The 12,833-nt window shown below is 59.7% G+C and carries 10 protein-coding genes; 3 read left to right on the top strand and 7 right to left on the bottom strand.

What is annotated here, in order from left to right; all coding sequences use genetic code 11:
• The first annotated feature begins 9 nt into the window (after positions 1-9).
• Positions 10-1,074, top strand: a complete 1,065-nt coding sequence (locus tag BV390_RS12960) for a sugar ABC transporter substrate-binding protein (RefSeq protein ID WP_032688934.1) — start codon at positions 10-12, stop codon at positions 1,072-1,074.
• An 83-nt stretch (positions 1,075-1,157) separates the two neighbouring features.
• Positions 1,158-2,399 carry an LVIVD repeat-containing protein gene (locus tag BV390_RS12955; RefSeq protein WP_047664355.1) on the top strand — a complete coding sequence of 414 codons (1,242 nt, stop codon included), beginning with the start codon at positions 1,158-1,160 and terminating at the stop codon, positions 2,397-2,399.
• Positions 2,400-2,839: 440 nt separating this feature from the next.
• Here BV390_RS12955 and mtnK read toward each other — a convergent pair whose 3' ends face one another.
• Positions 2,840-4,039: an S-methyl-5-thioribose kinase gene (gene mtnK / locus BV390_RS12950; RefSeq protein WP_032688932.1), complete on the bottom strand. Its 1,200-nt coding sequence runs from the start codon at positions 4,037-4,039 to the stop codon at positions 2,840-2,842.
• A gap of 103 nt (positions 4,040-4,142) precedes the next feature.
• On the opposite strand from mtnK, the gene mtnA reads away from it, so the two are divergent.
• Complete coding sequence (gene mtnA, locus BV390_RS12945) at positions 4,143-5,171, top strand: S-methyl-5-thioribose-1-phosphate isomerase (RefSeq protein WP_032688931.1); 1,029 nt, start codon at positions 4,143-4,145, stop codon at positions 5,169-5,171.
• Between the two features lie 167 nt (positions 5,172-5,338).
• Here mtnA and BV390_RS12940 read toward each other — a convergent pair whose 3' ends face one another.
• The 6 genes from BV390_RS12940 to BV390_RS12915 form a co-directional block, all read right to left on the bottom strand.
• A complete protein-coding gene (locus BV390_RS12940) occupies positions 5,339-6,607 on the bottom strand; it encodes a histidine-type phosphatase (protein WP_085397004.1) in 1,269 nt (422 codons plus the stop codon).
• 25 nt (positions 6,608-6,632) lie between these two features.
• A complete protein-coding gene (locus tag BV390_RS12935) occupies positions 6,633-7,994 on the bottom strand; it encodes an MFS transporter (protein ID WP_032688929.1) in 1,362 nt (453 codons plus the stop codon).
• A 300-nt stretch (positions 7,995-8,294) separates the two neighbouring features.
• Positions 8,295-9,104, bottom strand: a complete 810-nt coding sequence (locus BV390_RS12930) for an inositol monophosphatase family protein (RefSeq protein ID WP_046852957.1) — start codon at positions 9,102-9,104, stop codon at positions 8,295-8,297.
• 121 nt (positions 9,105-9,225) lie between these two features.
• Positions 9,226-10,215 carry a LacI family DNA-binding transcriptional regulator gene (locus BV390_RS12925; RefSeq protein WP_032688925.1) on the bottom strand — a complete coding sequence of 330 codons (990 nt, stop codon included), beginning with the start codon at positions 10,213-10,215 and terminating at the stop codon, positions 9,226-9,228.
• A gap of 145 nt (positions 10,216-10,360) precedes the next feature.
• On the bottom strand, positions 10,361-11,599 hold the full coding sequence (gene codA, locus BV390_RS12920; RefSeq protein WP_032696421.1) for a cytosine deaminase: 1,239 nt from the start codon (positions 11,597-11,599) through the stop codon (positions 10,361-10,363).
• Entirely contained in the window at positions 11,596-12,831 is a 1,236-nt protein-coding gene (locus BV390_RS12915) for a PucR family transcriptional regulator (RefSeq protein WP_085397003.1), read from the bottom strand. The genes codA and BV390_RS12915 overlap by 4 nt, the downstream gene beginning before the upstream one ends.
• Between the last annotated feature and the right edge of the window lie 2 nt (positions 12,832-12,833).

Genomic DNA, 12,833 nt, shown 5'->3' with positions numbered 1-12,833 from the left:
GTAAACACCATGAAAAAGATAACGCTTTCACTCATCGCATTGGGGTTGTTCAACTCTGCGGCGGCCTTTGCTGAAACCCCGACGCCGATCCCGGCGGCGATTGCCGAACATAGCGGCCCGATTCGTATCGCGGTGATCCGCAATCTTGGATCCGACGATAACACCACCCAGTTTGTCTCCGGGGCCATCCAGGAGGGTAAAAAGCTCGGTTTTAAAATCAGCACCTTCCTGAGCAACGGCGATGATGCCAAATTCCAGGACTTCGTTAACCAGGCGATTAGCCAGAAATACGACGGCATTATTCTCTCCCAGGGACGCGATCCGTACTCGACCGCGCTGGTGAAAAAAGCGGTGGATGCCGGAATTAAAGTCGCCGTATTCGATACGGCGGTCAACGGTGAGATCCCGGGCGTCACCGTCACCCAGCAGGACGATGCTTCGCTGACCGAGCTCTCCTTTGGCCAACTGGTGAAAGACTTCAACGGCAAAGCCAACATCATCAAACTGTGGGTCGCCGGCTTCCCGCCGATGGAACGCCGCCAGGCCGCTTACCAGACGTTGCTTAAGCAAAACCCGGGGATTAAAGAGCTGGAGTCGATTGGCGCCGTCTCGTCCGACGTGCAGGGCGATACCGCCAATAAAGTGGGTGCGATTCTGGCTAAATACCCGAAAGGCAAGATCGATGCGATTTGGGGAACCTGGGATGCGTTCAGCCAGGGAGCCTATAAAGCGCTGAAGGAGAACGGTCGCAGCGAAATCAAACTCTACAGCATTGATATTTCTAACCAGGATCTGCAGCTGATGCGTGAATCCGGCAGCCCGTGGAAGGTGAGCGTGGCGGTGGATCCGAAGCTTATCGGCGCCACTAACGTGCGCCTGATCGCCAATAAGATTGCCGGTGAACCGACCCCTGCAACCTATGACTTCAAAGCGGCGGCTATTCCGCAGGCGCTGCTGGCGGCGCAGCCGGGGGCAGTTAACGTTGCCTCGCTGGGTAAAATCATTCCGGGCTGGGGCCAGACGGAAGACTTTATCGCCCCGTGGTTCGCCACGCTGGAAGCAAAAAACAAGTAACGCCCGCTGGCGCTGCGCTTACCGGGTCTGTGGTCTGGCAGGTCGGATAAGGCGCCGCCACCATCCGGCAAAAGGAGCTCAAGGTGATTGAATTACCGCGCCCCGACTACAGCCGCAATATGCGGCTGATTGGGCATAGCGATCAGGGAGGACGCCCGGACGGCGTCCAGCTCATGGTGCACCGTGGCTTTGCGTATATCGGCCATATGGTGTCGCAGGGTTTTTCGGTGGTGGATGTGCGCGATCCGGCGCGTCCGCAAGCGGTAAACTACATTGCCGCGCCGCCGGGGACCTGGAACGTGCATTTGCAGGCGCATGATGATCTGCTGCTGGTTATTAATGCCCGCGATCTGTTTGCCGACACCCGTTTTGCCGACGAGAAGGTTTACTACACGCGTTCGGTGGGTGAAACGGTGAGCGACGTGCAGGATAAGGGCTGGAGCGCCGGGCTGCGGATTTTTGATATTTCACGTCCGGAGCATCCGCGCGAGATTGGCTTTTTGTCACTCAGCGGTATCGGCATTCATCGGATCTGGTACGTTGGCGGGCGTTGGGCCTACGTTTCCGCGCTGATTGACGGTTTTAGCGATTATATCTTCCTGACTATCGATCTGGCGGATCCGCGCAAGCCGGAAGTGGCCGGACGCTGGTGGTTGCCGGGGATGAACCTGGCGGCAGGGGAGACGGCGGACTGGCCGCAGGGCAAGCGCTACGCGTTGCATCACGCCATTATCGCCGGGGACACCGCTTACGGCAGTTGGCGCGACGGTGGCCTGACGCTGCTCGACGTGAAGGACAGAACTCAGCCGAAGCTGATTAGCCATCGTAACTGGAGCCCGCCGTTTGGCGGCGGAACCCATACGGCGCTGCCGCTGCCGGACAGGGATCTGCTGGTCGTGCTGGATGAAGCGGTGCTTGATAATCAGCAGGATGGCGAGAAGCTGATCTGGCTTTTTGATATCCGCGAACCGACAAACCCGGTGAGTATCGCCACATTCCCGCAGCCGGATGAAGCCGACTACGTGGCGAAAGGGGCGCACTTTGGTCCGCATAATCTGCATGAGAATCGCCCCGGCAGCTTTATCAGCTCAACGCTGATTTTTGCCACTTACCAGAATGCGGGCGTTCGCGCCTACGATATTTCCAACCCTTATCGCCCGGTGGAGACCGGGGCGCTGGTCCCGGCCGCGCCGGCAAAAATGATGGATACCCGTCCGGGTCGCCCGCAGGTCATTCAGTCCTGCGATGTGTTTGTCGATGCGCAGGGGATTATCTACAGCACGGATTACAACGGTGGGTTGTCGGTGATTGAGTATCTCGGGTAGGTTTTTTGCCGGGTGGCGCTGCGCTTACCCGGCCTACAAAACCCCGGACGATATGCCGGATAAGGCGTCAGGAGCGTAGGCGGGGTAAGGCGTCAGGACGATATTCCGGATAAGGCATCAGGAGCGTAGGCGGGGTAAGGCGTCAGGACGATATGCCGGATAAGGCATCAGGACCGTAGGCCGGGTAAGGCGTAAGCCGCCACCCGGCATACAGGCCGCGCTTAGCTGTACTGGCGCACTCGCGCCACCAGCTCTTCGACGCTATCGATACGGTCGGCAATCACAATCAGGAGCGTAGGCGGGGTAAGGCGTCAGGACGATATGCCGGATAAGGCATCAGGAGTGTAGGCCGGATAAGGCGTCATGACGATGTGTCGGATAAGGTATCAGGACCGTAGGCCGGGTAAGGCGTAAGCCGCCACCCGGCATACAGGCTGCGCTTAGCTGTACTGGCGCACTCGCGCCACCAGCTCTTCGACGCTATCGATACGGTCGGCAATCACAATCAGCGCTTTACCCAGGGCGATCGCGTGGCGCAGGCACTCGTGGCGCATGGCCTCATCCTGAATCGTCTCTATATCGGCGACATGGGACAGGCCGATGCTACGGCGAATCAGCTCGGTGCCGCAGAAGCCAATCGCGTCGTTCCAGACTTTTTTCAGGAACGCGCAGGCATAGCCGGGGTAGGCCAGCGCCGCATCGCGCGTTTTCTCCGCTGCCAGAGACTGGAAGCGTTCGGCAAACGTATTCCACAGCGACTGAATATCGTGCAGACGCTGTTCGCGAGCCGCGGCCGCATCGCGAATGCCCAGATGCCCCGGCAGGCCGCAGTAGTTCAACAGCAGGTTGCCGATGGCGGTACCGATATCAAAACCTATCGGGCCGAAATAGCCGAACTCCGCATCGATGGCTTTAAAACTGTCCTCGGCAACAAAAATGGAACCGCTGTGAATATCGCCGTGTAGCAATGCTTCGGCATGCGAGAAGAAGCGATGTTTCAGCGATGCGACTGCCAGCCTGAGCGACGCGTCGTCACGCAGGGCGGCCACTTCAGCTTCCAGTTCGGCCGGGTAGTTATTGCGTTCGTGAACCTGGTACGGGTCGTTGAAAAACAGGTCTTCGGTGATTTCGCACATCTCCGGATTGATAAACCGGGCGACCTGAGCCTTTTTCTCATGCGGATGGAGGTAGAAATCACTGGTATGAAACAGCGCCTGGGCCAGATATTCTCCCAGCTGGCTGGCGGCCTGCGGATAGTAAACGTTGTTAATCAGCTCGCCGCGCCAGATACGATGATCGGAAAGATCCTCCATCACCATCACCGCCAGCTCGGGGTCGAAGTGGTGGATTTTCACCGTGTGCTGCGGAGCGTGCTGGTAGTGCGCCACCAGGGTTTGCGCCTCGAGACGAGCGCGGTCGAGGGTCAGCGGCCAGGATTCCCCTACGCAGCGAACGTAGGGCAGGGCCTGCTTCACGACAACGCGGCTCACGCCGTGAGTATCATAAATCTTAAAGACCAGGTTGAGGTTACCGTCCCCCACTTCCTGCGCGGACACCAGCTCCGACGGGTCATCGATGCCGCCAAATTGTTGTGCGTATGCCACGGCATCGCCGGGGGTGAAGGTATGGTATTGCGACATTGCCTCGATCCTCAAAAGTTCTGATTAAGCCGTTCAGACGTCTATACTTCTGGATTTCATCCTGACACAATGTGATACAACAACGCAACAGGGATTTAACGATATGCAGACACTACAGACCACCAGCCTGCGGGTAAGCGAAAATCAGCTTTTTATTCTTGATCAGCAGGCATTGCCGCAGGAAAAACGCTGGCTGGCGGCGGATAACGTTTCGTTGCTGGTGGACCATATTCACGCCCTGCGGGTACGCGGGGCGCCGTTAATCGGCCTGTCGGCCAGTCTGCTGCTGGCGCTGCTGGCCCGGCGCGGCCTCAGCCGGGATGAACTGGCTCAGGCGCTGGAAACGCTGCGCGCCGCGCGCCCGACGGCGGTAAATCTGATGAATAATCTCGATCGCATGAAGCTGGCGCTGGCGGAAGAGAACTATGCCCAGGCGCTGGAAGAGGAAGCGCTGCGCCTGATCGCAGAAGATAAACAGCTGTGCGCCAGCATCGCCGAAGCGGGAAGCGCGCTGGTGAAGCCGGGCAGCCGCCTGCTGACGCATTGTAATACCGGCGGTCTGGCCACGGCGGGCGTAGGGACGGCGCTGGGAGTGATTGCGCTGGCCCATCAGCGCGGGCTGGTGGAAAACGTCTGGGTCGACGAGACGCGCCCGCTGCTGCAGGGCGGTCGGTTGACCGCCTGGGAGCTGGGTGAACTGGGAGTGCCTTATCGGCTGATTACCGATTCGATGGCCGCCAGCCTGATGGCCAAAGGGCAGGTTGACGCCGTATGGGTCGGGGCTGACCGTATCGCAGCTAACGGCGATGTGGCGAATAAGATAGGCACCTATTCCCTGGCGGTACTGGCGAAGTATCACGCTATTCCGTTCTACGTGGCGGCACCGCAAACCACACTCGATAGCCACTGTCCGAACGGCGAGGCGATTCCGATTGAGCAGCGGGCGGCAGCGGAAGTGACCGGCGTCGCCGGCAGCTTTGGCGCGGTACAGTGGGCGCCGAAAGATGCCGCCGTTTACAATCCGGCATTTGACGTCACTCCCGCGGCGTTAATTAGCGGCTGGGTGCTGGATAGCGGCGTGGTCACCCCGGAACAGGTGGCGGCCGGGGCGTTTGCGCCGAAAAAGGCCTGAGTCAAAGCGCAGTTATTCCCCTCTGTTTATGGGTAAAGTGCACCTTGTAAAATTGCCCGGTGGCGGCTGACACCTTACCGGGCCTTCGGGACGGGCTCAGATCGGGTTTTGTAGGTCAGGTAAGGCGCCAGCCGCCACCTGACAAGCGTGCGGGCACGATTGCCCAATCACGGCAGAACCATATCGACCTCCGGAGCAGAGTGCGGGTCGATATGCCGGCCGAGGGTTGTCAGCGCCGCCTGGTAAGGGCACAGGGTCCCGACGGCGGTCGTCTGGCAGCCTGGCTGACGCCACTCCTGGCGCAGCAGCGGATGCTGGCTGTCCGGTATTTGCAGACGACGTAAATCGTCCAGGCTTTGCGCCTGGAAGTAGACGCGCAGGTAGCGTTTACCGCTATGGGTATCGCGCCAGCGTTCCAGTACCAGGCTGCTGCCCGGCGGGATATTGCCCCGGCTGTATCCCGGCAACTGCCAGCTAAAATCCATTAACGTACGCACCATGGCGATATTGGTATCGTGCGCCACCAGCAGCAGCCAGCGCACGTCAGGCGTGGCGCCTTCTTTTACCCCCTCCAGCATGGCGTTGAGCAGAATCGAACCGCGTTTTTGCGCGGTATAAAACACGTCGTTGCTCAGATCGTAGTTCTCCGTCAGCAGCGGCAGCAGGGCGGTGATCTGGCTGGAGCGGGTGATGTTGCCCCACGCCAGCTGGCTGAGAGGCAGGTTTTCGCTCCAGCCCAGGCGCAGCGTCTCAACCATATTGGCCATCACGCTCAGTCCGCTAATCGACGTTTTGCCGCTTTTGCTCTGCTCGACCTGCCACGGCTGGTCGAACGCCGGACAGGGCTTGCCGGGCACGCAGACCGCATTTTTCAGCAGCTGAATCACCGGAGCCAGCGCCTGCCGACGCAGTGCCAGATCGCCGGCTTTTTCCTTCACTGCCGCCAGCTGGCGGGCGGGATCGGTTTGCGTGGCGGCAAATTTCTCGGTCTGAAACAGCGGATCGGCGTCGCCGCTGACGTGATGAATGGCTACGCCACAGCCGGGAAAGGCGCCGTCCACCAGCGCCTGGGCGGTGGCCCGCGTGCGCTGCAAGGGACTGGCGCGAACGTAAATCTCGCCGTTCGCCGGGCAGCCCGCCGTCAGCAGACCGAGCTGGCGAAAGCGCAGGCCCTCTTCGCGCCCTTTATTGACCACCGCGGCATAACCATGGCCGGTCAGCTCGCCGTCGTGGGTGGCCCACTGGGGCCACGAACGCTGAGTCGCGGCGTCGATGGCTTCCCGGTTGCCCGGTGTCGGCGGGCGAATGCCGTGGCGGCTGAGTTCAACCACTTTTTCCAGCTCAAACTGCGCGGCGGCATGCCCCGGTGCGGCCAGCAGCGGCAGGGCGCAGGCAAACAGCAAGCGTAGCAAAACCTGATGTCGTACAGGCATCATAAAATCTTCCTTATCGGTTAAAGGGTTATGACGAGAATGAGGTCTGACGTTCTATCGCGTGTCGCCTGGCGACAATCGCAGCGGTGGTAAAACAGAATAGCGCGGACATCAGGCCGGCGCCTACCCAAAACAGCGACAGCGTACTGAAGTCGTACAGCGTTTTGCCATTTTCGATAATCGACGTTTTATCGATGATGATGCCGGTGAGAAACTCGCCGAGTCCCGCCCCCGCGTAGCTGGCGATACCGATGGTGCCGAGCGCTGCGCCCGCGGCTTTACGCGACGAAATATCGACCGCAATCAGTCCGCCAAGGAAGCAGGTCAATGCGCCAATGGTGGCGCCGAAGATAATCATCGCCAGAATGTCGGTGTAGTAGCCGTGCGGCGACCAGAGCATCAGCGCAAAGCCGGCGGTGTTGAGCAGGCTGATAAACCCGGCCATCACGCTGCGGTTACGCGGGAAGAGGCGGTCGGAGAGCATGCCGGCGATAATGGTGCCGGCAATACCCGCGATGGCGTTAACCCCGATAATCCCGGAGGCTTCAAGGGTAGAGTAGGCTTTATCCTGCTCGAGAAAGAAGATCCCCCACGAGTTCACCGCGTAGCGGTCGATATACATAAACGCCGAGGCCATCGCCAGCGTCCACAGGGCCGGGTTGCGCAGCGCCAGCAGCTGATTTTTAAACACCGAGCCGCGGGCCTCCGCCTCTTCCTGCGGTTCGTCGCGAATCACGTTGATTGACGGGAAGCCGCAGCTTTGCGGTGAATCGCGCATAAACAGCAGCAACAGCGCCACCCCGACGGCGCCGAGCGCTGCCGTTGATAAATAGCCCATTTGCCAGCCAAAGGCCGCAATGACGGCGGCGATCACGATGTAGGTCAGCGCTTCGCCGATGTTGTGGGCGGTTGACCAGATCCCATAAAAGGTGCCGCGCTCTTTATATCCGTACCAGCGTGCCAGCGATACCGCACAGGGACCGACCCCCATCGATTGCGCCCAGCCGTTGATTCCCCAGAAAACCGCCAGCAGCAGGGCATTGCTGGTCATCCCCATCATCAGATTCATCCCGGCGCTCAGCAGCAGGCCGAGACTCATATAGCGAACCACATTGGCATGATCGGCAACGAAGCCATTAACCAGTTTGCCGATGGCGTAGCTGAAAAACAGCGCCGAGCCGATCATTCCCAGCTCGGTAGGAGAAATACCCAGCTCGACGAGCGCGCTTTTGGCGACGGTAAATGACAGTCGGCAGACGTAAAAGGTCACGTAGGCGACGGTCATGGCTAAAAAAGTTTGCCAGCGCACGCGGCGAAAGCGTTGTTCATCGAACTGCACGCCTGCCTTGGGCGGAGAAGCGCGAAAAAATGCGATAATTCTTCCAGACATAATGGTATCTCCGAAGGTCGGAGGCCTGACTGATTAGTGTGGTTCGTCCGTGAGGTTTAACCCGTCATACTTCAAGTTGCAGATGCGTTGGCTGCGTTCGCTCATCCCAGTCACTTACCAGAGTAAGCTGCTGGGGATTAATGAGAGGCTCTTGCCTCTCACCGGAGGCCAGCCTTCGGCTGGTCAAATTCGTTCCCGACGAATTTGTCACGCACTTGCCGCCTTTCTGTAATTCGAATTATTTAGGGTATGTTGTCGTTGTGTAGAGTACATAATCAGATAAAGCCTGACCCGATACGGTTAAGGTAATGGGTGACAAAGCATGGTTTTTAATTGTGGATAGAGCCTCTTGCTGGCCAGCAGCAGCGGGTTGCCATGACGAATCCCATCCTCCGCCAGATAGTCATTGCTCAGGCCGCCGGCTTCGCGCATCAGCACCAGCCCCGGCAGCGCGTCCCATGGGTTCATATGCGGTTCGTAGTAACCGATGAGCCTGCCTGCCGCTGCCCAGGCACTCATCAGCGCCCCGGAGCCGTTGCGGATAAACATGCCGCCATCGCTCAGCAGCGCATCGAGAAAGGGCAGAAAGATCGCCGGCGTCACGCGGTGCGAGGTCCCGACGCCCATCACTCCCTCTTTGACCGTCGCCGCCGGATGCGGGGCGATGGGCGCATCGTTGAGCCATGCGCCCTGGCCTTTCAGGGCGTGGAACAGCTCGCGATGGTTGGGGTCGAACACCACGCCGATAACCGGTTCGCCGTCGGCGACGATGGCCATCGACAGGCACCAGGTGTGCAGGCCGTTAAGAAAACAGCTGGTGCCGTCGATAGGGTCGACAACCCACAGCACGCGGGCGTCAGGCATCTGTGTTCCGCTTTCCTCGCCGAGAAAACCATCCTGCGGAAAGGCGCTGATAATGCGCTGTTTAACAAACTCCTCGACCCGCTTATCGGCGACGCTAACCACGTCCTGCAGGTCGTCGCCTTTATGATCTACCGCCAGCCGGTCACGCTGCTGGTAGTATTCGAATGCCAGTTCAGCACCGGCTTGCGCCAGCTCGCAGGCCAGGCGATAGCGGGCCTGCAGCGCATCTGATTCCAGGGATTTCATGCTTATTCTCCTTTTTGCACACGTGTGCATTATGCGTAAAAAAAACAGCCCCGAAGGGCGAAGTGAGTGTGGATGGATTAAAAAAATTATTCTGTGATCGTTCTGGCATAAAATGAATATTTCATTTTGTGCTCTGACGAACAATCAGTTTCACCGGCACTTCGCGATGACGTGACGGCAGGTTGAATTTAGCGATCCTCGTGACCAGCAAATCCACCGCATGGTGGGCGAGCAGGGCGGTATTCTGCTGCACGGTGGTCAGCTGGTAGGGCTGCCAGTCCGCCTGCGGGATATCATCAAAGCCGATAATGGCAGGTAGCGGAGCGGCAGGATTGTCGGCCCGCAGACCGTCCAGCGCGCCGAGCGCCAGCATATCGGTGGCGCAGAACAGCGCCTGCAGCTGCGGATGCGCGGCAAGCAGCTGCCTGGCGGCGCGAAAGCCCGCCTGATAGCCGCTGCTTTCGCAGAAGTGCGCGGCAACGTCTATGCCTTGCGTATGGGCAACGAACGCGTCGTAGCGCTGGCGGGTGCTGAAGTTATCCAGACTTTCACCGATAAACCCGGCCTGTCGCCACTGGCGCTGAACAAACAGGTCGGCCACCAGCTTCGCCCCCTGCGCGTTGTCGCTGCATACGCGATCGCAGCCGGCCAGATCGGCGTGGCGGTTGATCAGCGTCACCGGGATTTTCCGCTCCAGATACTCCTCCGCCAGCGACAGCGGCGGCGCTCCGGAGGTGATAATGACTCCTGCGACGTGATAGCTCAGCAGCTGCTTGAGCGACGGGGCGAGCTGCTGCGGATCGTCGGCGTTCATCAGCAGCGGCATAAACCCATTGAGCGCCAGTTGGTGGACCAGCGGCGACAATAGCTTGCTGCGGAACGGGTTATCAAACCCGGCGGTGACGATGCCGATAAAGTTGCTGCTGCCGGTATTCATCGCGCGGGCGATGATATTGACCTGATAGCCCAGCGTTTCCGCCGCGGCGAGGACCTTCTGCCGGGTTTTTTCCGCCACCGATGCGCCGGGCGTAAAGGTGCGGGAAACCGCGGAACGGGAGACGCCGGCGAGTCGGGCAACATCCTCAGCCTTAATCCATTTTTTTTCGCTCATAGTGTCAGGGTACGGGTTGTTCTTAGTGAGCCCATGCCGACGCATGGAGCCCATGGCCGGCACAAAAAAGTAGTTAGAAGGTATCACATAAATCCCTGCGCGAGCAGCGGGTTGACGCGGGATGCGTACCGCGTCAACGTCACGCTTATACCGGGTAGTGAATCTGTTCCGCCTGGCGCTGCAAAATGATCTTGCCGTGACGAATGGAGGTCAGCACTTTGGCCTGGCGGCGCAGCGCATCATAGTCGTTTTGCGCATCAAGGATCAGCAGGTTTGCCGGGCGACCTTCGGCAATGCCGTAGTTGTCGCCGAGACACAGCGTGCGGGCGCTATTGTCGGTAATGAGATCGAGGCAGCGCTGCAAATCTTCATAGCCCAGCATATGGCAGATATGCAGGCCGGCGTCGAGAATGCGCATGATGTTGCCGTTGCCCAGCGGGTACCACGGATCCTGAATCGAGTCCTGAGCAAAACAGACGTTGATCCCGGCGCGGTCCAGCTCCGCCACCCGCGTCACGCCGCGGCGTTTCGGCCAACTGTCGAAGCGCCCCTGCAGGTGAATGCTTTCCGTCGGGCAGGAGATAAAGTTGATGCCGGAGGCCTTGAGCAGGCGGAACAGTTTCGAGCAGTAGGCGTTATCGTAGGAGCCCATCGCGCAGGTATGGCTGGCGGTGACCTGTGCGCCCATGCCGCGAACCCGGGCCTCTTCCGCCAGCACTTCGAGGAAGCGCGACTGCGGGTCGTCGGTTTCATCGCAGTGCACGTCCACCAGGCAGCCGTGGCGCTGGGCCAGGTCCATCAAAAAGCTCAGAGAGCTGACGCCCTTATCACGGGTGTTTTCGTAGTGCGGAATGCCGCCCACTACGTCGGCGCCCATTTCAATGGCGCGGGTCATCAGTTCGCGTCCGCCGGGGAAGGACTCAATGCCCTCCTGCGGAAAGGCAACGATCTGCAGGTCGATAAGATGGGCCGCCTCTTTTTTCACCCTCAGCATCGCTTCAAGCGCCGTCAGGGAGGGGTCGGTGACATCGATGTGGGTGCGCACGTGCTGTACGCCGTTATCGCGCAGCATACCGATAGTTTTCAGCGCCCGCTGGCGCGTATCTTCAACGGTGACGCTCTCTTTACGCTGGCTCCAGCGGGCGATCCCCTCGAACAGCGTACCGCTCATATTCCACTCCGGCTCGCCCGCCGTCAGGGTGGCATCGAGGTGGATATGCGGCTCGACGAACGGCGGGATAACCAGCTTTTGCTGTGCGTCGATATCGCTGGCTTCAGCCGCCTGCGCGGCGGCCTGCGGGGTGATGCTGTTAATCAGACCGTCCTGTAACTCAAGGGTATAGAGCGCTTCTTGATGGCGCAGACGCGCGTTGATAATTTTCATGGTTGTTCCCGTAAATGGTTTTGCGACATACGCCAGATAGCCAGGGCGACCGAGGCGTTGAGATGAAATTGCGGATGGCTGACCGGATTGCGAGTCAGCTTTTCAATACGTTGAATACGCTGATGCAGCGTGTTGCGATGAATGCCCAGCCGCTCGGCGGCCCTGACCACGTTACCGCTCTCCTGCAGCAGCGTTTCCAGCGTCTCCAGCAACAGCCATGGGCTTTTGCGATCGGGTTCGATCAGGCAGCCGAGGGTGTCGTGCATAAAATCGCTCAGCAGGGTGGGATCGCTGACGGCGGAGAGCAGCTTGATAAAGCCCAGCTGCTGGTAGTCGCTGATGCGCTGGGCTGGACGCAGGCTATCGCTGAGGTCCAGCGCCTGACGCGCCTGCGACAGCGCGCGCGGATATCCCTGCTGCTGCTGCACCGGCGCCGAAAGACCGCACAGCAGCGATAGCCCGTCGTCGCCTTCCGCCAGCGCATGCAGCCACGCCTGGAGCCACTTTTTCTGCTGATAAAACTCGCCTTCTTCATCCGGGAGCAGGAAGAGAAACATATTGCTGCGTTCGACCAGCGGAAAGGGGTTGCCCTGCTGATTGAGCTGCTGCTGCAGGCGCTGGCGCACGGTGCGGCGGGCCTGCTGGAGCCAGGCTTCGGCCTGCTCCGGCGGAAGCTGGCGAAACAGGCGCTGGATTCCTTCAAGGCGCAGCGCCGCCACCCGCAGCGGGCGGGTAAAATCCAGCTGCTGGTGGAGCGCGCGTTGATGCAGGATTTGCAGGTCGGGATAGTCGCCGGTTAACAGCTGTAGCAGAATATCGCGCTGCGATTGCAGGGCATTCTCGCTGCGCACCAGCGCGGTACCGATGCGTTCGGTCACAATCACCATCTTCAGTAGATAGGGCTGTTCGATCAGCGGAATACCCAGCTCGTCGGCCAGCGCGATCAGACGCGGCGGGATCGCCTGAATATATTGGTCACCGGTGAGGATCACCATCCCGGCGATCCCGCGCTGCTTACCTTCCATCAGCAAATGGATCAGGTTGTCTTCATCGCGGGGATGGTTGATCCCGGTGATAAACACCAGCTCCCCGCCCATGATCCATTCGGCGATGTTTTCATTTTCCGCCACGTAGTACCAGCGCACCGCCAGCTGTAGTCCCTGTTGACCCGCGCGCAGGCGCAGGGCGGAGAGTCCCTCGAGGGCGAGGATTTCGCTGACCGTCAGGCTCATGA

The organism is Klebsiella sp. YJ (genome assembly GCF_002108615.1).
In the GTDB taxonomy this organism is placed as follows: domain Bacteria; phylum Pseudomonadota; class Gammaproteobacteria; order Enterobacterales; family Enterobacteriaceae; genus Klebsiella; species Klebsiella planticola.
Note: the sequence above shows the minus strand (reverse complement) of the source record. Positions and strands in the feature narration are given on the sequence as shown.

Coding starts and splice junctions, on each gene's coding strand:
- codA (WP_032696421.1), bottom strand. CDS start 11,599: ATGAAAATTATCAACGCGCGTCTGCGCCATCAAGAAGCGCTCTATACC.
- mtnA (WP_032688931.1), top strand. CDS start 4,143: ATGCAGACACTACAGACCACCAGCCTGCGGGTAAGCGAAAATCAGCTT.
- BV390_RS12960 (WP_032688934.1), top strand. CDS start 10: ATGAAAAAGATAACGCTTTCACTCATCGCATTGGGGTTGTTCAACTCT.
- BV390_RS12940 (WP_085397004.1), bottom strand. CDS start 6,607: ATGATGCCTGTACGACATCAGGTTTTGCTACGCTTGCTGTTTGCCTGC.
- BV390_RS12930 (WP_046852957.1), bottom strand. CDS start 9,104: ATGAAATCCCTGGAATCAGATGCGCTGCAGGCCCGCTATCGCCTGGCC.
- BV390_RS12915 (WP_085397003.1), bottom strand. CDS start 12,831: ATGAGCCTGACGGTCAGCGAAATCCTCGCCCTCGAGGGACTCTCCGCC.
- mtnK (WP_032688932.1), bottom strand. CDS start 4,039: ATGTCGCAATACCATACCTTCACCCCCGGCGATGCCGTGGCATACGCA.
- BV390_RS12935 (WP_032688929.1), bottom strand. CDS start 7,994: ATGTCTGGAAGAATTATCGCATTTTTTCGCGCTTCTCCGCCCAAGGCA.
- BV390_RS12925 (WP_032688925.1), bottom strand. CDS start 10,215: ATGAGCGAAAAAAAATGGATTAAGGCTGAGGATGTTGCCCGACTCGCC.